Raw genomic sequence first — 21145 nt, 5'->3', positions numbered from 1 at the left:
ATGAAAAAAGTATTCAGCCTACTATGTATACTTATAGTCTCTTATACCTATGCGCAAGACTATAAATTTGGAAAAATTTCTAAAGAAGAATTAAAAGAAACGGTAAATCCTGAAGATCCAAATGCTCATGCTACAATCTTGTATTTAAATGAAAATGTTTATTTTCAATACAGCCCTAACGAAGGCTTTATTGTAGTGAAGGAAGTACAAAAACGAATAAAAATCTATGATAAAGAAGGGGTAGATTGGGCTACAGAAATTGTACCTTTCTATGATAATGGGTCTTCAACTATTGAAGAATTGTCTGAATTAAAAGGATACACGTATTATCTTAAAGATGGAAAAATCGAAAAAGACAAACTAGATAAAGACAATGTGTTTAAAGAAGAAACAAATCAATACTGGGGGCAACTTAAATTTACTATGCCAAACATTACAGATGGCTGTATTGTAGAGTTTAAATACCGTAAAGAGTCTCCTTACATTGCTTTGGATGATGTTGATTTTCAGTACGATATTCCAGTAAAGAAGTTAGAGTTTAATGCGCGTATTCCAGAATATTTTTATTTTAATAAGTATTTTAATCCTAAAGCAAAATATGTTGTAAAAATTTCGGAAAGCAGCAGAAACAGAGTCGAACAAATTAATTCTAAACAACGCTCTGGAGGTTCCGGTTTTACTAATTCGCAAACAAGTTTTGATAGTTCTAAATGGGAATTTAGAGAACATGAATATATAGCAGATTTAGAAAATATACCTGCGCTAGTAGAAGAGCCATTTGTAGACAATATGGATGTATATCGTGCTACAGTAAAATGGGAATATGCAATGTATAAAGGTCCAGATAATTCTATTAAAAATTATTCTACAGACTGGGAAAGCGTAACTAAAACAATTTACGATCATAGTAGTTTTGGAGGTCAATTATCTAAAACAGGTTATTTTGAAAAAGACATAGATGCACTATTAGCTAATGTTACAAATAGTGAAAAGCGTATGTCTTTAATTTTTAATTTTGTAAAGTCTAAAGTGGCTTGGAATGAATATCTAGGAAACTATGCAGAAAATGGAGTAAAAAAAGCATATAAAGAAGGAACCGGTAATGTAGGTGATATTAATTTAATGTTAACAGCCATTTTACGTTATGCAGGTTTTAACGCAAATCCTGTGCTTATTAGTACAAAAAGTAACGGAATTCCAATATATCCAACACGTAATGGGTTTAATTATATTATATGTGCTATAAAGGTTACAGATAATCTTATTCTTTTAGATGCCACAGATCGTTTTGCCTTACCTAATGTGTTACCTTCTCGCGCAATAAATTGGCAAGGACGTATTATACGTGAACAAGGCAGTTCTGCATGGGTAGATTTAATGCATCCAGCATCCGGATTAGAAAACTATACGTTACAGTGTAAAATAAATCCAGACTTAAGTGCCGAAGGTCGTGTTTTTGTTAAAAAACAAAACTCGTCTGCTATGAAATTTAGATCTAAATACAATAATATAGGAGAGGATGAGCGCCTTAGGGATTTAGAAGAAGGTAAAGGCGAAATAGAAATTTCTAATTTACAAGTAAGACATGAAGAAGAAATAAATAACCCCACTATTCAATACTCTTTTTCTTATACTTTAAATAATGCCGTAGAGGCTATTGGGGATAAACTTTATATTTCGCCTATGCTATTTTATGCGACTACCGAAAATACATTTAAACAAGAAAAACGAAATTATCCTTTAGAGTTTACCTATCCAAATACATATAACTACAATGTCTCTATAATATTGCCAGAAGGATATACTGTAGAGTCTTTACCAGAAAGTACTAAAGTCCAGTTTAATGGTAACGAAGGTGTGTTTACTTTTATAAGTTCTCACTCTGGTAATATGGTGGTTATAAAAAGTGTTTTTGAAATTAATAACACTTTTGTATTACCTAATGATTACGACCAGTTTAAACAATATTTTGCAATGATAGTAGAAAAGGAAACAGAAAAAATGGTTCTGGTAAAAAGCTAACACAAAAAAACGCAATAACTATTTGTTTTTTTAAGTTAAAAAAAAAATAAAATAGTAGTTTTACATTATAAAGTCAACAAGTCGTCAAGTCTTTGTGCTTTTTTATAAAGCTTAAATACTTGGCGATTTTATATAAAGTCATTACACATGAATATTGAAGATGCACAACTAGCAGTAGATTCTTGGATTAAAGAGCATGGTGTTCGTTATTTTAACGAGCTTACTAATTTGGCACAACTTACAGAAGAAGTAGGGGAAGTGGCAAGAATTATAGCTAGACGTTATGGCGAGCAAAGTGAAAAAGAAAGTGATAAAAATAAAGATTTAGGTGAAGAATTAGCCGATGTTGTTTTTGTTGTTTTATGTTTGGCAAATCAAACTGGAATAAATTTACAAGAAGCGTTCGATAAGAAAATGGATCTAAAAACAAAACGCGATCACGATAGGCATCACAATAATAAAAAATTAAAATAGGACATCATGAATATCATTTTAGAACAGTCAGAAATTATACAACAACCATTACATGTTACTATTACAGGTTCTAAAAGCGAATCTAATAGATTGTTAGTTTTGCAGGCTTTGTATCCTAACATTGCTTTAGAAAATGTATCAAATTCAGATGACTCAGATGTTATGCAAATGGCATTAAACTCTAAAGAATCACTTGTAGATATTCATCATGCAGGGACTACTATGCGTTTTCTTACAGCCTATTTTTCAAGTTGTGAAGGTAAAATAGTAACTCTAACTGGGTCTAAACGTATGAAAGAGCGCCCAATTAAAATACTAGTAGACGCGCTACGAGATTTGGGAGCAGACATAACATATGTAGAAAACGATGGCTACCCACCAATAAAAATTATAGGTAAAAATATTACTCAAAGCGAAGTTACACTTAAGGCCAACGTAAGTAGTCAATATATTTCTGCATTAATGCTAATAGGTTCGTCTTTAGAAAATGGTCTAAAACTTACTTTAGATGGCGCAATTACTTCTGTGCCTTATATTAAAATGACCTTAAATTTATTACATCAATTAAATATCGATGCTCAATTTAAAAGACAAACCATAACAGTTAAACCTAAAACCGAAGCAGTTGCTAAACAAACTTTAACCGTAGAGAGCGATTGGTCTTCGGCATCATATTTTTTTAGTATAGTTGCATTAAGTCCAATAGGGACAACCATTACATTATCTGCATATAAAGCGAGTTCTTTACAAGGCGATTCGGTTTTAACTACAATTTATAAACAATTTGGAGTAACTACTACATTTAGTGATCATTCTATAACGTTAAAAAAAGTAGAAGACGTTTTAAAAGATACCAATATTACATTAGATTTAGTAAATGCTCCAGACATAGCTCAAACCATAGCTGTAACATGTTTTGGTTTAGGTATAGCTTGTAGTTTATCTGGTTTACATACTTTAAAAATTAAAGAAACAGACCGTTTAGAGGCTTTAAAGATAGAGCTAGAAAAACTTGGCGGCAACGTACACATCACAGATAAAACATTAGATTTAGAACCGTCAGATCGTATAAATGAAGATGTTGCGATTAACACCTATAACGATCATAGAATGGCTATGGCATTTGCTCCTTTAGCATTGCGTGTAAAAATGCGTGTAAACGATGCAGAAGTAGTGTCTAAATCCTACCCAGAATTTTGGAGTGATTTAGAAAAAATCGGATTCAAAATTAACAAGCACTAATTTTTATACTCTAAAAAGCGATTTTCAGCCCGTAAATGTCAATTAAATCAATAATAAATAGCAATTTACTTGACAAGGCCTATATTGAGATTGTATATTTGCGCTTCCTTTTAATAATATTGAACAAATTTTTTTTTTCAATATTTCAAAATATAAATATAGCACATGAAATTATCGCATTTTAATTTTAAACTACCAGAAGAATTATTAGCAGAAGACCCTTCAGAAAATAGAGATGAGTCACGCCTAATGGTTTTGGATAGAAAAAATCAAACTATTGAACACAAACAGTTTAAAGACATTATTGATTATTTTGATGAAGATGATGTGATGATTCTTAATAACACCAAAGTGTTTCCTGCACGTTTATTTGGTAATAAAGAGAAAACAGGAGCACGTATAGAAGTGTTTTTATTAAGAGAATTAAATGAAGAACAACGTCTTTGGGATGTTTTGGTAGATCCTGCTCGTAAAATAAGAATTGGTAACAAATTATATTTTGGAGACGATGATACTTTAGTCGCAGAGGTTATTGATAATACAACATCTAGAGGGCGTACTTTACGTTTCTTGTATGATGGATCTTATACAGAGTTTAGAAACAAACTTAAATTGTTAGGAGAAACTCCACTACCAAAGTATATTAAACGAGAGGTAAAACCAGAAGATGAAGAGCGTTACCAAACCATTTATGCTAAGCATGAAGGTGCTGTAGCAGCTCCAACAGCAGGATTACACTTTTCTAAACACTTACTTAAGCGTTTAGAAATTAAAGGTGTAAATTTTGCAGATGTTACATTACATGTTGGTTTAGGTACGTTTAATCCTGTAGAGGTAGAAGATTTATCTAAGCATAAAATGGACAGCGAAGAAGTTATAATTGATGAAAAAGCTGTCAATACAATTAATAAAGGTATTAAAGAAAAAAGACGTGTTTGCGCAGTAGGAACAACTTCTATGCGTGCCATTGAAAGCTCTGTATCTTCTCACGGAACTTTAAATGAATTTAATGGGTGGACCAATAAGTTTATCTTTCCGCCTTATGATTTTAGTATTGCTAATTGTATGATTACAAACTTTCATACACCAAAATCTACACTCTTAATGATGGTATCTGCTTTTGCAGGTCATGATTTTATTAAGCGTGCTTATGATGAAGCAGTAAAAGAAGGTTATAAATTTTATAGCTATGGCGATGCCATGTTAATTATATAAGTTTAATACCATACAACATACATTAAAGCCTTGTTTATCAAGGCTTTTTTTATAGCTTTAATTAGCTAATATTAGTATAAAGTACTAATCTTAATTTAATTACTTTTGCAGTATTATGGCAAATAAAAAGAAAGACGTTAGGGCATTAACTAAAGAACAATTGCGAGATTTTTTTGTATCTCAAGGCGATAAAGCATTTCGTGGTAACCAAGTCTATGAATGGTTGTGGAGTAAAGGTGCTCATAATTTTGAAGATATGACAAATATCTCAAAAGAAACCAGACAAATGTTAGAAGATAACTTTGTGATTAATCACATTAAAGTCGATACTATGCAACGTAGTAGCGATGGTACTGTTAAAAATGCTGTTCAATTACATGACGGTTTGGTTGTCGAGTCTGTGTTAATACCAACAAAAACTAGAACCACCGCTTGTGTGTCTAGTCAAGTAGGCTGTAGTTTAGATTGTCGTTTTTGTGCTACCTCTCGCTTAAAACGTATGCGAAATTTAAATCCAGACGAAATTTACGATCAAGTGGTTGCCATAGATAACGAAAGTAGGTTATATCATGACAGGCCATTAAGTAATATTGTATTTATGGGAATGGGAGAGCCCCTAATGAATTATAATAATGTAATTAAAGCCATAGACAAAATTACAGATATAGAAGGTTTAGCCATGTCTCCAAAACGTATTACAGTCTCAACGTCTGGTGTGCCAAAAATGATTAGAAAAATGGCAGACGATGAGGTAAAGTTTAAACTTGCCGTATCTTTACATTCTGCAATAGATGAGGTTAGAACATCAATAATGCCATTTAATGAAACCTTCCCTTTATCCGATTTAAGATCTGCATTAGAATATTGGTATAGTAAAACTAAAAGTAGAATTACTTACGAATATGTAGTCTGGAAAGGTATTAACGATAAACGTAAAGATGTAGATGCTTTAGTGCAATTCTGTAAATTCGCTCCAAGTAAAGTTAATTTAATAGAATATAACCCTATAGACGATGGCGAATTTCAGCAAGCGCAAGACGAGGCCTTAAATATGTACGTAAAAGTATTAGAAGCAAATAATATTACAGTTACTATTAGACGCTCTAGAGGTAAGGATATTGATGCTGCGTGCGGGCAATTAGCCAATAAAAGTTAAATATGTCCGTTTTTTAAATAGTATTCAGAACTATTAAATAGTTTATAACGTGCATTTTTATTAGGTTTGTATAGATTATAAATATCACTTTCTTCTAGTTGAAAATTGTAGAACAAATAAAGCAACCTATAGCTTATGAAATGGAACTTTTTGAACAAAAGTTCTTACTTTCTATGTCTTCTAAAGTAGCCTTGCTTAATAGGATAACCCATTATATTGTAAATAGAAAAGGAAAACAAATGCGACCAATGTTCGTTTTTTTAGTTTCTAAAATGGTGTCTAATGGTGAAGTCAGTGAGCGTACATATCGCGGAGCTTCTGTTATAGAATTAATACATACCGCAACCTTGGTGCACGACGATGTGGTAGACGATAGTAATAGACGTCGGGGTTTTTTCTCTATAAATGCACTTTGGAAAAATAAAATTGCAGTATTAGTGGGCGATTATCTACTGTCTAAAGGGCTTTTATTGTCTATAGACAATAACGATTTCGACTTACTTAAAATTATATCTATCGCTGTTCGCGAGATGAGTGAAGGCGAATTACTTCAAATTGAAAAAGCCCGTCAGTTAGATATTACCGAAGAAGTGTATTACGAAATCATCCGTCAAAAAACAGCAACATTAATTGCCGCCTGTTGTAGTTTAGGGGCAGCTTCTGTAAAACCAGAATCTACTCATGTAGAAACCATGCGAAAATTTGGAGAGCTTATTGGTATGGCTTTTCAAATTAAAGACGATTTGTTCGACTATGGTCAAGAAAAAATTGGTAAACCTACAGGAATAGATATTAAGGAACAAAAAATGACACTTCCACTAATTTATGTGCTAAATACGGTGTCAAAAAAAGATAATAAATGGTTAATTAATTCTATAAAAAACCATAACAAAGATGCCAAGCGCGTTAAAGAGGTTATTGCTTTTGTAAAACAATACGGCGGACTAGATTATGCCGTGACTAAAATGAAAGCATTTCAAGAAGAAGCTTTAAAAATGTTGGAGCCTTATCCAGAATCTGCATATAAATCATCATTAATTTTAATGGTGAATTATGTCATCGATAGAAAAAAATAAAATCTTCAGGCAACCTTTCTAATTTTTTTTGCGTCTTTATAAATAGAAGACCAAATGAAACCTTTTTTGAAAGTAATACAGTTGCATAAAAACCAAAATGAGCTCATTAAAAAGGCTAGCCAAAACAATCGCGAAGCACAGCAAGCATTGTATGATTGGCATGCGCCTAAAATGCTTAGTGTATGTCGATACTATATTAAAGATATACATCATGCAGAAGAAGCCATGTTAAATGGATTTTTAAAAGTATTTACACAATTAAAATCTTTTGAAAATAAGGGATCTTTTGAAGGTTGGGTAAGACGGATTATGGTGCGAGAATCTATCTCTTTTTTAAGACAAAAAAAACAATTTGTATTTGCAGAAGTGAGCGAAGATATTATTGAGATTACACCACTTTCTAGTGAAGAAAATTTAGAGGTAGATGATATTCAAAATCTTATAGACCAATTGCCTGAAGGATATAAAATGGTATTTATAATGTCGGCAATAGAAGGTTATAAGCACCATGAAATTGCCCAAATTCTTAAAATTTCTGAAGGGACTTCTAAATCGCAATTATTTAAAGCAAGACAAATGCTTCAACAGCAATTAAACACACTTCATTCCGATCGTTATGGTATCAAATAATTTTGAAAATAATATAAAAGAAAGTTTGGAAAAGCGCAGAATACAACCTTCTGTTCAGGCTTGGCAACAATTAGACTCTAAATTAAAAACTCAAGAACATAAGCGTGCATTTAAACCTTATTGGTTTGTAGCAATAGCTGCTAGTTTTGTTGGAGTGGCTTTACTAAGTACCTGGGTGTTTACCACAAAGAATACGAAATCAGAATTACCTGTGGTAGAAGTGGAGCTTCCTTTAAAAGAAAATAATCCCGTAAATGACAGCTCAAATTCATTTAAAGACGATGTTGTAATTTCTAAGATAGAAGAAAAAGGTGTTACTAAAAACCATCAACCCGCTCCTAAAACCAAAAAGGGAACTGCATATTTTTTAAAACAGCATACTCCAATATCCAACAAAACACAGAAAACGGAGGATTTAATTGTTGAAGAACTCGCATCCAATTCAGAGGTTATCCCTCAAAACATAACGGTGAGTACAGAAGATTATATTGAAGATTTACTGAAGGAAGCAGAAGCTCAAATTACTTTAGATCAGGCGTTAAATGATAAACAGCACACTGTAGATTCTGAAGCACTTTTAGAAGGGGTAGAGAACGAGATAGAACACAGTTTTAGAGAAAAAGTTTTCGATGCTGTAAAATCTGGATTTAAAAAAGTTAAAACAGCTGTTGTAGAACGCAACGACTAAAATATTTCATCAAAATCAATCATCATTATTAATCAAAAAACGAATAGCATGAACATTATTACTAAATTTACTATTGCATTAATTTTAATTTTGGTTTCACAAGTTGTTGTAGCCCAAGATGTAAAAGTCGTGGACTCGCTTAACCTTAATGAAATTCAGGAATTAAAAACTCAAAAAGAAAACATCCGGCAAGAAGAAAAGGCTTTACTAAAACAAGAGGTTGAAGCAATTAACGATAAAGTAGATGCCGGATATATTACCACTGAAGAAGGTGAAGTTTTAAAAAAAGACGCAGCAAAAAAACGCGCTTTAAATATAGAAAGTCGTGTTGCCATTATTGATAGTAAAATAGATTTATTGGAGCGTAATACTTATGCATATACGTTTGGTGAAGATGGCCAAATTGTTATTAGAATAGGTAAGGATTACGATAGTGATGTATCTGCAGATAAAACCACTATTTTTTACATTGGTAAAGATTCTAAACATATTCCAGTATTTGATAAGCGAACAACAAGTGATCTTGTTTTTGCTATAGGGTTTAATAATGCCATAATTGAAGGAGAAAGTTTAAACGATTCACCTTATAAATTAGGAGGCTCTGGATTTGTAGAATTGGGTTGGGCTTGGAAAACTAGAGTGTTTGAAAACTCTAATGCATTACGATTAAAATATGGGTTTTCTTTACAATGGAATAAATTAGATATTAAGAATAATATGTATTATCGAGAAGACGGTAATCAGGTCGTGTTTGAAACGTTTCCTTATGACGTAAGAAAATCTAAATTTAGAACAACCAATTTAGTTTTTCCAGTGCATTTTGAATTTGGCCCCTCTAAGAAAATCGAGCATGAAAATTACTTTAGATACTCTACGCGTAAAAAATTTAAATTAGGAATTGGAGGATATGGTGGATTTAATATTTCGTCACTTCAAAAAGTAAAATATAAAGAAGATGGGAATAATCAGAAAAAGAAATATAAAGATTACGATGCTGTAAATAACTTTGTATATGGTGTAAGTAGTTATGTGTCTTTAGGTAGTGTTGGCTTGTATGTTAAGTATGATTTGTCTACCATATTTAAACACCAAAATCTAGATCAGAATAACATATCGTTAGGTTTACGTTTCGATATGGATTAAAAATAAAAAAGGCTTCAAAATAAATTGGAAGCCTTTTTTATTAATGCGTTGCTGTTTTAAAATAATTTTCGCCGCCAACAATAGGCAGCTCTAATGTTGTGCCGTCTAAATCTACAGTTAACGTGGTGCCAGGTTTAGGTAATAAGGTAAATTTATTATCACTAGAAAAAATCATGAGTCCAATTTGCTGCCCTTTTTTTATAATCTGATCGTCTGGTTGTAGATAAAAAGACATATTGTAAAACTGTCCAGGAACTAAAGGTTCGCTACTTTTAATAGATTTATAATTTTGCGGATCTGCCCAACCACGTGTGATAATATTATCTGTTATAGGCGCATCCTCTTCTGTGTTCCAAGGTAAAGAAACTAACCAAACAGATAAGTTTGCTGCAGGTTTATTACTTGCGAGTTTGATATTAATTTTTGCTAATCCAGAGATATGTACATCTTTTTTTAGTGTGGGTGTTACATATAATAAGCGATGTTTAGATTCTGGTAAATTAGCTAAGGAATCTCCAGAAAACGAGGCATCATCTATAAGGGTTTCTTGGTGTTTTAATGTTGTTTTTGTTAATATAAGCTGGCCGCTTTTATGCCCTCCCGCTTGTAATTTTAAACGCACTAGTTTTGCTTCCGGATTAGGAAAATTATCATAAGGTGTTGGGGTATTATGTGTGTCTTCTTCTCTTACAATCCAGGCTTTCTTATCGTTTTCTACACCGTTTTCTATACCGTGTAAATAGTGCGTAAACCATCTATTCATCATAGATAATGGTGGAGGTCCGCCATGCCCATCTTGATGGTAATAAATCTGTACGTCTAAGCCTTTCTCTTCCGCAGCTTTATATATACGGTAGCTGTGTTCTGGCATAACGTTCCAATCGTTAAAACCATGAGACATTAATAAAGCGGCTTTCATGGGTTTAATATCATTAAGATAATCTCTTCCAGCCCAAAACTCATTATAATCACCAGTAATTCTATCCATACCATTTTTCATTTCTGTATCACGAATGGTTGTGTTACTATAGGCGCGTTTACTTTCGTCTCCACTATGGATATAATCGTATAAAACATCTATATCTTCGCCTAAATAGCCACCAGGAGATCTAACTAAACCATTAGATCTGTAATAATGATAGTAGGATGTATTAGGGGCAACGGGTATAATTGCTTCTAAGCCCTCTACTCCAGTTGTTGCAGCAGCTAAAGGAATGGTTCCGTTATAAGAAGTTCCTGTCATGCCCACTTTTCCTGTAGACCAAAATGCATTTACCGTTTCATTGCCATAAGGAGATGTATACCCTTTTGCTCTGCCGTTTAGCCAATCAATAACAGCTTTTGGAGCTAGAGATTCATTATCTCCACCAACTGTTGGAGAACCTTGAGATAATCCAGTTCCAGGTGATGAAGAATGTACAACGACATAGCCGCGAGGGACCCACTTACTAATTTGAGAATTTGAAATTACAGGACGTTTGCCAACACGAACCACTTCTGGATGTGCACGTTCTTGTTTAGCAGGTGTACCAAGCTCATGATTAACATCCCAAAACATACCTGGAACATCTGGTGCAATGCCTGCATAATACGGACTAGACTCATAAATAATAGGTAGTTTTAGACCTTCGGTTTCTGTTTGTTTAGGTCTGGTTACATCTACATGCATACGGTCTAATAAGCCATCTCCGTCTGTGTCAAATTCTGTTTCTACCCATAAATCGTGTCTAATCCAATCTTGAGGATTATTAAAAGCAGGTACAATTTGAGCCTCACCATTTTTAAAAATGGGTATAGTTTTTTGTTGTGCAACACTTACATTATTAAGAGCACAAATACATGTTATTATTAAGAAAATTACTGTGCTTTTTTTCATTTTATAAAATTAAAATAGGAATTGATAAGAAGCTAAGTTAAGCATTTGGAAATTACTGTGATGAGAAATTTTTAATTACACTTGAAGCTTTTTAAGAAAAAATGACTTAGTTTTTGGTCATTAAGAGCAAATCTTTAAAGTATATTTGTATTAAAATTAAACCTTTTAAAACTCGATTTCATTGATTTCAAAATCTTCTATAGATACAGTATTTGAAGCTTCACGATTAGAAGAAGTTATTGGCGATTTTGTTCAGCTTAAAAAAGCAGGGAGCAATTATAAAGGGCTTAGTCCGTTTAGTGACGAGCGTTCTCCTAGTTTTGTTGTGTCTCCTGTAAAGCAAATTTGGAAAGATTTTTCAAGTGGGAAAGGTGGGAATGTCGTGGCTTTTTTAATGGAGCACGAACATTTTACATATCCAGAAGCAATAAAATATTTAGCCAAGAAATATAATATTGAAATAGAAGAAACCGAGCAAACTAACGAAGAAAAAGCAAAGCAAGACACTCGAGAAAGTTTATACTTAGTGAGTGAGTTTGCCAATACGTATTTTCAGAAAATCATGCATAAAACCGATGCGGGACAAGCTATTGGTTTGAGCTATTTTAAGGAACGGGGTTTTACTCCAGAAACCATTAAAACTTTTGGTTTAGGATATGCTTTAGATGAATGGCAAGGATTTTCAGATGAAGCATTAAAGCAAGGTTACAAGTTAGAATTTCTTGAAAAAACGGGTTTAACTATAGTTAAGGGAGAGAAGTATTTTGATAGGTTTAAAGGTAGAGTAATGTTTCCCATACAAAGTATGAGTGGTCGTGTTTTAGGATTTGGTGGACGTATACTTACCAATGATAAGAAGGCTGCAAAATACATGAACTCTCCAGAAAGTGAGATATATTATAAAAGTAAAGTGCTCTATGGTATTTATCACGCTAAGCAAAGTATTGCCAAAGAAGACAATTGTTTTTTGGTAGAAGGGTATACCGATGTCATTCAGTTTCATCAGACAGGGATTACGAATGTGGTATCGTCATCCGGAACCGCCTTAACACCAGAACAAATCCGTTTAATTAACAGGCTTACAAAAAACATTACAGTATTATTTGATGGTGATGCTGCTGGAATGCGAGCATCTATTAGAGGAATTGATTTAATTCTAGAGCAAGGGATGAATGTGCGTGTGTGTACATTTCCGCAAGGCGAAGATCCGGATAGTTTTGCAAAACAAAATACAGAAGAAGAACTACGTGCTTATTTAGAATCTCACTCTAAAGATTTTATTCAGTTTAAAGCAGGGCTATTGGTTGAAGATGCAAAAAACGATCCGATAAAGAAAGCCGATACTATTCGCGATATTATACAAAGTATTTCTAAAATTCCAGACCGTATAAAGCAAGAAGTGTATTTGCAAGAATGTGCCAGAATTATGGATATTAGTGAAGCAGTACTGTTTAGTTCGTTAGCACAAATAAGTAATAAAGGTAATAATACTAAATCTGCAAATACTGGTAAAAGCAGTAATGGTAGTAGTTTTGGAAGTAGTCAAGAGCCACCACCAGATTTTTTTGAAGTTATAAGAAACGAAGAGCAACCCAATAAAAAAGTTGATGTTCAATATCTTTTGGAACGTAAAATTATTGAGATTTTATTACTGTATGGTAATAGAGAAGAAGATTTCGAGGATTTAATTTTAAAAGAAAATGATAAAGGCGAACTAGAATTAGAGCCCGTAATACAGCACGCAAAAGTGTTTGAGAAAATATTTTTAGACTTGCAGGAAGATGAGATGCAGTTTGGAAACGAAACGTTTAAAACATTATATTACACTATAATAGATAAGCTTAATCAAGATCCAAATTTTGTGTTAGAACAATTTGTAAATACAGTAGATATTCAGTTATCTCAGGAAATTACAAGTATTTTAATGGATGATGAACGACATACGCTGCATGATTGGGAACGTAACAACATTTTTCCTAAAGCTAAAACAGACAGTATTGCGCAATTGGTTAGTGAAACTATTTTAAGTTTACGTTGTTTTTTAATCGATCAAAAGGTAATTGAATTTCAACAAACAACTTTAGAACATAGAAACGAAACTAATAGAAATATTCTAGAAGAAATTAAAGATTACTATGGTCTAAAGATGTTGTTGTCAAGAAAATTAACACGCGTGTTATGATTCTAATAATTTTGCTTGATTAAGTAACTCGACTAAGTTAGAGGCTTTTAATTTTTTCATTAAACGCGCTTTGTAAGTACTCACGGTTTTTTCATTTATATTTAATTCTTTGGCAATTTCCTTATTTTTCTTTCCTATGGAAAGTAATTTAAGAACCTCAACCTCTCGAGTAGATAGTTTTTTATAAAACGATCCTGTTCTTTGTATGCGCTCTCCAAAAGCTAAACGATGGGTTAAGTCGTTACTTAAGTAAATTCCGCCTTGATCAATTTTTAATATGGCTTCTCTAAGAGTTAAAATGTTTGCCGTTTTAGAAATATATCCAGAAGCACCTGCCTTAATAGAACTCATAGCGTAGACTTCTTCTGGGTGTGTGCTAAACATTAAAACTTTAATATTTGGATATTCTTTTTTTAAGCGTCTTAGAGCGGTAATGCCGTTTAATTTTGGTAAATCAATTTCTGAAATTAATATATCTACAGTATTTGATTTTAAAAAATCAAAAATAGATTCTCCGTCGTCTACACCGCCTTCTACCTTAATAACAGGCGATGTTAAGAACAATAATTCAAGTCCTTTCCGAATAATAGGGTGGTGATCCGCTACCAACAGTTTTATCATAATTTATATAGTTTGGTTTGTTTGTTTGCATGCAAAAGTAATAAACGACTGTAGGTGTAGTCTAAATAAAGAAACCAGTCTATGTAAATATAGAAAAAAAGTATATTATAAGCTAGTGTTTACATCAAATTGTCAGGTATGTTGCACACAGGGATAGGTTCCATCTTATGCTTATTAGATGTATTGTATTGCTTATAAATAGTGAATACTTCTTTTTCCCTGCCAGAGAAATCATCAATGGTTTTACCTTCATCAGCCATTTTCATAGCCCATTCTAATTCTGGGTAAGATGCACCAATTTGGTCTTCGTCACTTCTTGCATCTCCAAATAAACCATCGCTTGGTGTTGCTTCAATAATAGAAGTTGGGATTTTTAAAACTTTAGCTAAAGCATAAACTTCAGATTTCATTAAATCTGCAATTGGACTCAAATCTACTCCACCGTCACCATATTTAGTATAAAAACCAACACCAAAATCTTCAACTTTGTTTCCTGTTCCTGCAACTAAAAGCTCTTGAAGCCCAGCATAATAGTATAAAGTAGACATGCGTAATCGCGCTCTCGTATTTGCTAAAGCCATAGCCACAGTAGCATCTTTGCCATCTAATGAAACTTCTGTTTTAAATTCTTCAAAAACAGGTGTTAAGTCTACTCGGGTATCTCTAACATTAGAAAATCTATCACGAAGTTGCTCAATATGTTCTACCGCTCTAGAAACATGGCTTGGTGCTTGATGAATAGGCATTTCTACACACAATACATCTAAACCTGTTAAAGCGCAAAGTGTAGACGTTACAGCAGAATCTATACCGCCAGAAATTCCAATAACAAACCCATTAACATGTGCTTGCGTTGCATAATCTTTTAACCAATTTACAATGTGATCTATAATTTTTTCTGTTTGCATTTTTGAAGGATTTAATACAAAGAATCTTACCTTTGCCTAACAAAAATAAAAGAATCGTTTAAGTAATAAAAATTAACGGCATTTAGTTTTCTATGAAATATCTAAGTTTTTTCCTTTTAATAATAATTACCATAGTTTCTTGTAAAAATGATAGTAAAATTACTGATGAAATTTCAAAAATTGAAATGCCAGTACAAATAGAACGATTCGATAAGGAGTTTGCATCTGCAAAGGCAGAAGATTTAAAAACGTTGCAAGCCAACTATCCGTTTATGTTTTCAAAATCGTATCCAGACGAATTTTGGATTACTAAAATTAATGATACTATTCAGCAAGAATTATCATCTGAAGTTGCTAAAGTTTTTTCTCAAACTCAAGATATAGAGACAGAAATTTCTAACTTATTTAAGCATATTAAATATTATTATCCAGAATTTAAATCTCCGCGTGTAATTACAAGTACATCTTATGTAGATTACCGCAATAAAGTTATTGTTACAGACTCTATAGATATAATTGCGTTAGACACTTATTTAGGTCCAGATCATGAATTTTATCTTGGTGTACAAGAGTATATAAGAAGTGGGTTTAAAAAATCACAGATCGTGGTAGATTTGGCCAATGCTTATGCAGAACGATATATTTTACCCACAAAAAACAAAACACTTTTAGATGAAATGATAGCGGCAGGTAAGCGGTTGTATTTTAAAGATTTAATGATACCTTTTAAAACAGATGCTGAAAAAATTGAATATACGCCTGAACAATTACAATGGGCAGAAGCCAATGAAGCATACATTTGGCAATATTTTGTAGAACGCGAATTATTGTTTAGTACAGACTCTAAATTACCATCTCGTTTTATAAACGCTGCACCATTTTCTAAATTTTATTTAGCAGAAATAGATAACGAATCTCCGGGTAGAATTGGGGAATATATGGGATGGCAAATTGTAAAGGCCTATATGGAAAATAATCCAGAAGTATCTTTTAAAGAGCTGTTTAATAGTAGTGCTGAAGATATTTTTAATCATTCAAAATTTAAACCTAAAAAATAATGGCAAATCATAAATCAACAATACAATTAACGGTAGAATTAGATGAAAATCGTGTTCCTGAAAATCTACACTGGACAGCCGAAGACGGTGGTATTACAAACGAAGAAGCTAAAGCCATGATGCTCTCTGTATGGGATAGTAAAGCACAAGAATCGCTTAGAATAGATTTGTGGACCAAAGACATGCCAGTAGATGAAATGAAAGTGTTTTTTCACCAAACACTTGTGGCAATGAGTGACACCTTTAAACGGGCAACTCAAGATGAAAAAATGACTGCTACAATGAAAGATTTTTGTGATTATTTTGCTGAAAAACTTGAATTGAATAAAAAATAACAATTTATAATTACTGTAAAAGCTTCGTGATGTATATCGTGAAGCTTTTTTTATTTGATGTTATATCATTTTAAATTAGATACATTGAATCAAGAATTCTTACCACAAGCTATTTTAGAGAAAGGTAATTTTAAGCTTACTAATTTTGAATTAGAAGAAGAAGGCCGTGCATATAAGGCGTGTACTTTTAAGTTAAACAATACACGTGTTATTTGTAGAACAGCAAAAGCAACTCCTAAAAAAGAAGGGCAATTTGTAACGTTTTGGAAACGAAATGCAGAGGGTGTTACAGTCCCTTTTAGTGAAGATGATGCTTTCGATTTCTATGTGATTAATGTGCATGATAGGGAGCGCTTTGGGCAATTTATAATTCCTAAAGCTGTTGGTTTAGAGCAAGGGTTGGTTCATTCTGCTATAAAACCTGGAAAACGAGGATTTAGAGTATATCCGTCTTGGGTTGTACCAACTAATAACCAAGCAAAACAAACACAATCTTGGCAGTTAAATTATTTTGTGTCTTTGATTACACCAATAGATATTGATTTGTTAAATAAACGCTATACAATTTAAATTTATAGGTGTAAAATAGAGTTGTTTAGTGAGATTCTTATTTTCTCCAAGTCTAACTTTTGTCATATTCTAATACCTAATTTTCCGATAGTTTTGTCTTTATTTTAAGATTATGCAAATTACAGGAAAACGGTATTTAGATTATTCATCTTACATAAAATCTAGGTTTGGAACACGTGTACAAAAGATATCAATAGATATTGGTTTCTCGTGTCCCAATAGGGATGGAACTAAAGGTTATGGGGGTTGTACTTATTGCAATAACGATTCTTTTAATCCAGATTATTGTCAGCCTAGTCGAAGTATTACTTCACAATTAAAAGAAGGTATTTCTCGATTTCATAGTCGATATAAAACGCAAAAATATCTAGCCTATTTTCAGGCTTACACGAACACATATTCGGATTTTAATAGTTTAAAAGCCATGTATGAAGAGGCGCTTAGCGTTTCTGGAGTTGTAGGTTTGGTTATAGGAACGCGGCCAGACTGCATTAGCGATGTTATAATTAATTATTTGTCTCAACTATCTAAAACACATTATATAGCACTCGAATTTGGAGTTGAGACAACCTTAAATAAAACATTAGAACGAGTAAACAGATGCCATACGTTTGAAGATAGTATTTCCGTTTTTCAAAGATGTAAAAATAAGGGGATACATTTAGGAGCGCATTTAATTCTAGGTTTGCCAGGAGAATCTAGGTTAGAATTATTAGATCATGCAAGATTAATTTCTGAATTACCTATTGATACTCTTAAGCTACACCACCTTCAGATTGTCAATAAAACAGTTATGGCATACCAATATAAACACAATCCTGAATATTTTAATTTATTTACACAAGAAGATTACATAGCGTTTGTGGCGGAATTTGTTAGTCTTTTAAGGCCTGATATTATTATTGAACGTTTTATAAGTCATGCTCCACAGGCAATGCTTATTGCACCTAAATGGGGTAAACTTAAGAATTTTGAGATTGTAAATAAGATAGATCGAAAACTTACAGAACTTAATACCTGGCAAGGCAAAAATTACAATGCAGAAGCTTTGCTTGTATCATAGCTTAGCAAATCTTCAGGTAAAAAAAAAGCGCTCAAAACATAATTTGAGCGCTTAATTATAACTTAGAAGAGCATATTTATTCTTCCTTCACATCTACAATTTCATACATATCTTTACCATCTACCTGTACGGGTTGGTAGTAAGTATCTCCAAATTGTACATAGGTTTGGTCTCCTATTTTTATTTCTTCACCTCCTTCAGGTAAATTTGGAACTATAGTTCCTGCTGTAGCCGGTACAACGGTGTAACCATTGGCATCTTTTTCATAATATGCACCACCATAGTAATAATTGTTAGTGGTTTCTGTAACCTGTACCACTTCTGCTTCTTTTGGTAATGTTTTTACAGTGGCACCAACAGGAGCTTGTACAACAGTATATCCGTTATTTTCTGCAACATAGTATACTCCGTTATCATAGTGATACTGCTGGTTTTCTACACTAACAATTATCGCTGTAGCTGCTAAAGTTGTTATAAAATAGCCCCAAGGATGCCATGCTGGTCCCCAATAAAAAGGTCTGTATGGGTGATAGTAATAAGGTCTGTGACAATAATATCCTCTTCCGCCGTATCTGTAAGGCGGACGATTATAATGTCTAGGACTATGGTTTACATGTGTGTTTCTAGAATTGTTCTGGTGTATATTTCTGCTATTATTAACATTTATATTAACGTTGTTCTTACTGTTGTCTATATTAATTTTATTCCCAGATTTGTTCTTAATATTAGAGGTTTTTTTGTTTGCAATATTTGAAGTATTATTTCTGCTTGTGGTTTTAGATTTTATTCCAGAATTAGATGTTCTAGATGGTAATTTAGACGCTGTACTGGTTTTTTTGTTAGAAATATTTCTAGAAGACGATTTATTAAAACCACCATTAATACTAGATTTTTGGCGTGTAGCCGATGATCTAGATATATTACTTGATCTAGATGGTGTTGAGCGATGTGTAGCTGCGCCACCACGAGATGCTCCGCCTCCGCCACGACTAAAACGTTGCGCTTGTAAGTCTATAGGGTTAAGAAATGCTAATAAAAACACAACTAAACCAATTTTTATATGAGTATGTATATTTTGAATTTTCATGAGATTAGTTTTTTAAATTATTGGTTAGTTTTAAGATTTAGCTATTAAAACGCTAATTAATCTAGCACTTGTAGGAGGTTCAAATTCAAAAATATCATCATTTAATTCAGGATTAAGTTGCCAGTCACTAAATGTTGCCTGAAATTTTAAGTTGTCTTTTTTCTTATATGTAATTTCAAATTGTTTAGGAAGGGTATGGTCTTCAGCAGAAATCCAAATTTTTACACTTACATTTTCATTTTCAATTTTTGCTAAGTTACACTCTACACCACCAAGAAGCTCTAAGCCTATATAGGTAATGGAATTAAAATTTTCAATTATATCATCTGTAAATGTAGGATAGAAAAAGTCTGCAGCAGGAAAATCCATTGAGAAATTGTCGTGCATAAAATCTATCATATCAATTATATTACTTGGTGCTTCTACAGTAACATAGTTGTTCTCTTTAAAAGAATAGTAAGTAATTACTTTACCATTGTAATAATAAGCACTGTGTGTGTCCATGCTGTGTTGTTTTACACTCATTTTGTCCGGACCTACCATTTTTACATCACATTCATTATAAAGTTTTTTAATGTCCTTGTCTGTGCCAGGTTCTTCTGTAATTGTACTAAGGTGAAAAGACACCGAGTTTAACTCGCCTATAGCTTCTCCCATCTGATCGAAAAGCAATATGGCATCCAAATCAATTTTTTTGTCCTCATTTTGAGCTAACGTTACGTAAGGCAAAATACCAAGAACACACATTGTAATGTATTTTTTCATTTTTTTCATTGTTTTATGATTATAGCTGGTTTAAAAAATTATCGTCTAAATCCTCTGAATCCGCTCATACGGCCAGTAGAGGTTCTACCAAAAGAACTTGTTCTGGACGGCGAAGTAAAAGGTCTTGTTGATGTTTTATTGAAATTTCTGGTGTTTGTACGGTTAATATTAGAGCGGTTATTAAAATCGTGTTTATTTGTAAGGTTTGTATTTCTGTTTTTAAAAGATTTTTCAGGGAATTTTTTCTGAAGATCTTTATGGCTAACAGATTTTTGTAACCGTTTTGCTTCGTGATTGCGCTTTACATGATCATGATTATATCTGTTTTTAGTATTGATATGGCCATGTACATGGTTATGATATACATGAGGTGGAAAAGGTCGCCAAGGTCTAAAGTAAGGAGGATAAAAGCCCCAATACCAAGGAGACATCCATGGGCTGTAAAATGGTCCCCAAAACCAGCCAAAAATAGGTGGTGCAACACCAAAATATGGCGTTATAAAATAATTAGGGCCATAAATGTATGCATCTCCAGTAATGATTACTTGAGTATCTTCTCCAGTTTTTTCTACATCAATAGTAGCAACATCTTGAAATTCGTTTTCTGCTAAAACTGCTTGTAATGTAACAACGTGTGTGGTATTTTTAGATGTTTCAACAACTCTTAAATAATCTACTTCTCCATCTTCATTTAAATCTAAATTTGAAATTTTAGCATCAGGATCATTTAATTGTTTTTCAAAATCTTCTAAATCTTTAGATTCACCAAAAACAGAAGCTACAGCTTCTAAATTTAAGTTATAACTAATATCTGTATTGGCAGCAGATACTGTAGTTGTGGTGGTTTCTTGTGCTTTTGTTCTTGTTATAAAAACCAAACAAATGACACCAAAAAGGGTTCTTTTAATATTCATAAAATGCTTGTTTTTAACTTTTTAAAAATAGAAATTGAGGTAAATATAAATTAAAATTTTAGTTTCTTAATAACTTCTTAAAATTTTGAATAAATTCAATAGAATAGGAATGTTAAAAAC

General features: G+C 32.6%; 20 protein-coding genes. 14 read left to right on the top strand and 6 right to left on the bottom strand.

The window, feature by feature from the left end; genetic code table 11:
• From FNB79_RS02120 to FNB79_RS02080, 9 genes are all read left to right on the top strand, one after another.
• Entirely contained in the window at positions 1-2022 is a 2022-nt protein-coding gene (locus FNB79_RS02120) for a DUF3857 domain-containing protein (RefSeq protein WP_143379729.1), read from the top strand.
• A 147-nt stretch (positions 2023-2169) separates the two neighbouring features.
• On the top strand, positions 2170-2496 hold the full coding sequence (locus tag FNB79_RS02115; protein ID WP_143379728.1) for a nucleotide pyrophosphohydrolase: 327 nt from the start codon (positions 2170-2172) through the stop codon (positions 2494-2496).
• Positions 2497-2502: 6 nt separating this feature from the next.
• Positions 2503-3738, top strand: a complete 1236-nt coding sequence (locus FNB79_RS02110) for a 3-phosphoshikimate 1-carboxyvinyltransferase (RefSeq protein WP_143379727.1) — start codon at positions 2503-2505, stop codon at positions 3736-3738.
• Positions 3739-3903: 165 nt separating this feature from the next.
• Positions 3904-4953: a tRNA preQ1(34) S-adenosylmethionine ribosyltransferase-isomerase QueA gene (gene queA / locus FNB79_RS02105; RefSeq protein ID WP_143379726.1), complete on the top strand. Its 1050-nt coding sequence runs from the start codon at positions 3904-3906 to the stop codon at positions 4951-4953.
• A 115-nt stretch (positions 4954-5068) separates the two neighbouring features.
• Entirely contained in the window at positions 5069-6109 is a 1041-nt protein-coding gene (gene rlmN / locus FNB79_RS02100; protein WP_143379725.1) for a 23S rRNA (adenine(2503)-C(2))-methyltransferase RlmN, read from the top strand.
• 98 nt (positions 6110-6207) lie between these two features.
• Positions 6208-7185, top strand: a complete 978-nt coding sequence (locus tag FNB79_RS02095) for a polyprenyl synthetase family protein (protein WP_143379724.1) — start codon at positions 6208-6210, stop codon at positions 7183-7185.
• A gap of 54 nt (positions 7186-7239) precedes the next feature.
• Positions 7240-7815, top strand: coding sequence for an RNA polymerase sigma factor (locus FNB79_RS02090; protein ID WP_246073314.1), 576 nt, complete (start codon positions 7240-7242; stop codon positions 7813-7815).
• A complete protein-coding gene (locus tag FNB79_RS02085) occupies positions 7802-8503 on the top strand; it encodes a hypothetical protein (protein ID WP_143379723.1) in 702 nt (233 codons plus the stop codon). The genes FNB79_RS02090 and FNB79_RS02085 overlap by 14 nt, the downstream gene beginning before the upstream one ends.
• A 48-nt stretch (positions 8504-8551) precedes the next feature.
• Positions 8552-9646: a hypothetical protein gene (locus FNB79_RS02080; RefSeq protein WP_143379722.1), complete on the top strand. Its 1095-nt coding sequence runs from the start codon at positions 8552-8554 to the stop codon at positions 9644-9646.
• A 40-nt stretch (positions 9647-9686) separates the two neighbouring features.
• Here the strand turns inward: FNB79_RS02080 and FNB79_RS02075 are convergent, their stop codons facing one another.
• On the bottom strand, positions 9687-11522 hold the full coding sequence (locus FNB79_RS02075; protein ID WP_143379721.1) for a Xaa-Pro dipeptidyl-peptidase: 1836 nt from the start codon (positions 11520-11522) through the stop codon (positions 9687-9689).
• 181 nt (positions 11523-11703) lie between these two features.
• Here FNB79_RS02075 and dnaG point away from each other — a divergent pair, with 181 nt between their 5' ends.
• Positions 11704-13704, top strand: a complete 2001-nt coding sequence (gene dnaG / locus FNB79_RS02070) for a DNA primase (protein WP_143379720.1) — start codon at positions 11704-11706, stop codon at positions 13702-13704.
• Here the strand turns inward: dnaG and FNB79_RS02065 are convergent.
• Both FNB79_RS02065 and nadE read right to left on the bottom strand, forming a co-directional pair.
• Entirely contained in the window at positions 13699-14325 is a 627-nt protein-coding gene (locus FNB79_RS02065) for a response regulator (protein WP_143379719.1), read from the bottom strand. The two genes, dnaG and FNB79_RS02065, sit on opposite strands and share 6 nt — an antisense overlap.
• Before the next feature lie 119 nt (positions 14326-14444).
• Entirely contained in the window at positions 14445-15233 is a 789-nt protein-coding gene (nadE, locus tag FNB79_RS02060) for an NAD(+) synthase (protein ID WP_143379718.1), read from the bottom strand.
• 92 nt (positions 15234-15325) lie between these two features.
• Here nadE and gldB point away from each other — a divergent pair, with 92 nt between their 5' ends.
• From gldB to FNB79_RS02040, 4 genes are all read left to right on the top strand, one after another.
• Complete coding sequence (gldB, locus tag FNB79_RS02055; protein WP_143379717.1) at positions 15326-16291, top strand: gliding motility lipoprotein GldB; 966 nt, start codon at positions 15326-15328, stop codon at positions 16289-16291.
• A complete protein-coding gene (gene gldC / locus FNB79_RS02050; RefSeq protein ID WP_185967830.1) occupies positions 16291-16626 on the top strand; it encodes a gliding motility protein GldC in 336 nt (111 codons plus the stop codon). The genes gldB and gldC overlap by 1 nt, the downstream gene beginning before the upstream one ends.
• 84 nt (positions 16627-16710) lie before the next feature.
• Positions 16711-17196, top strand: a complete 486-nt coding sequence (locus FNB79_RS02045; protein WP_246073313.1) for a MepB family protein — start codon at positions 16711-16713, stop codon at positions 17194-17196.
• Between the two features lie 112 nt (positions 17197-17308).
• Positions 17309-18259, top strand: a complete 951-nt coding sequence (locus FNB79_RS02040; RefSeq protein ID WP_143379714.1) for a TIGR01212 family radical SAM protein — start codon at positions 17309-17311, stop codon at positions 18257-18259.
• 76 nt (positions 18260-18335) lie between these two features.
• On the opposite strand, the gene FNB79_RS02035 is transcribed toward FNB79_RS02040, so the two are convergent.
• Genes FNB79_RS02035 through FNB79_RS02025 form a run of 3 tightly spaced genes read right to left on the bottom strand, consistent with a single transcriptional unit; the run spans position 18336 to position 21025 of the window.
• Positions 18336-19346, bottom strand: a complete 1011-nt coding sequence (locus tag FNB79_RS02035; protein WP_143379713.1) for a DUF6515 family protein — start codon at positions 19344-19346, stop codon at positions 18336-18338.
• Positions 19347-19376: 30 nt separating this feature from the next.
• A complete protein-coding gene (locus FNB79_RS02030; RefSeq protein ID WP_185967829.1) occupies positions 19377-20111 on the bottom strand; it encodes a DUF2092 domain-containing protein in 735 nt (244 codons plus the stop codon).
• A gap of 38 nt (positions 20112-20149) precedes the next feature.
• Positions 20150-21025, bottom strand: a complete 876-nt coding sequence (locus FNB79_RS02025; protein WP_143379711.1) for a DUF3300 domain-containing protein — start codon at positions 21023-21025, stop codon at positions 20150-20152.
• Positions 21026-21145 lie beyond the last annotated feature (120 nt).

The sequence above is a fragment of the Formosa sediminum genome (genome assembly GCF_007197735.1).
GTDB lineage: Bacteria > Bacteroidota > Bacteroidia > Flavobacteriales > Flavobacteriaceae > Formosa > Formosa sediminum.
This window is presented reverse-complemented; position numbering and strand designations above follow the sequence as displayed.

Coding starts and splice junctions, on each gene's coding strand:
- FNB79_RS02120 (WP_143379729.1), top strand. CDS start 1: ATGAAAAAAGTATTCAGCCTACTATGTATACTTATAGTCTCTTATACC.
- FNB79_RS02115 (WP_143379728.1), top strand. CDS start 2,170: ATGAATATTGAAGATGCACAACTAGCAGTAGATTCTTGGATTAAAGAG.
- FNB79_RS02110 (WP_143379727.1), top strand. CDS start 2,503: ATGAATATCATTTTAGAACAGTCAGAAATTATACAACAACCATTACAT.
- queA (WP_143379726.1), top strand. CDS start 3,904: ATGAAATTATCGCATTTTAATTTTAAACTACCAGAAGAATTATTAGCA.
- rlmN (WP_143379725.1), top strand. CDS start 5,069: ATGGCAAATAAAAAGAAAGACGTTAGGGCATTAACTAAAGAACAATTG.
- FNB79_RS02090 (WP_246073314.1), top strand. CDS start 7,240: ATGAAACCTTTTTTGAAAGTAATACAGTTGCATAAAAACCAAAATGAG.
- FNB79_RS02085 (WP_143379723.1), top strand. CDS start 7,802: ATGGTATCAAATAATTTTGAAAATAATATAAAAGAAAGTTTGGAAAAG.
- FNB79_RS02080 (WP_143379722.1), top strand. CDS start 8,552: ATGAACATTATTACTAAATTTACTATTGCATTAATTTTAATTTTGGTT.
- FNB79_RS02075 (WP_143379721.1), bottom strand. CDS start 11,522: ATGAAAAAAAGCACAGTAATTTTCTTAATAATAACATGTATTTGTGCT.
- FNB79_RS02065 (WP_143379719.1), bottom strand. CDS start 14,325: ATGATAAAACTGTTGGTAGCGGATCACCACCCTATTATTCGGAAAGGA.
- nadE (WP_143379718.1), bottom strand. CDS start 15,233: ATGCAAACAGAAAAAATTATAGATCACATTGTAAATTGGTTAAAAGAT.
- gldB (WP_143379717.1), top strand. CDS start 15,326: ATGAAATATCTAAGTTTTTTCCTTTTAATAATAATTACCATAGTTTCT.
- gldC (WP_185967830.1), top strand. CDS start 16,291: ATGGCAAATCATAAATCAACAATACAATTAACGGTAGAATTAGATGAA.
- FNB79_RS02040 (WP_143379714.1), top strand. CDS start 17,309: ATGCAAATTACAGGAAAACGGTATTTAGATTATTCATCTTACATAAAA.
- FNB79_RS02035 (WP_143379713.1), bottom strand. CDS start 19,346: ATGAAAATTCAAAATATACATACTCATATAAAAATTGGTTTAGTTGTG.
- FNB79_RS02030 (WP_185967829.1), bottom strand. CDS start 20,111: ATGAAAAAATACATTACAATGTGTGTTCTTGGTATTTTGCCTTACGTA.
- FNB79_RS02025 (WP_143379711.1), bottom strand. CDS start 21,025: ATGAATATTAAAAGAACCCTTTTTGGTGTCATTTGTTTGGTTTTTATA.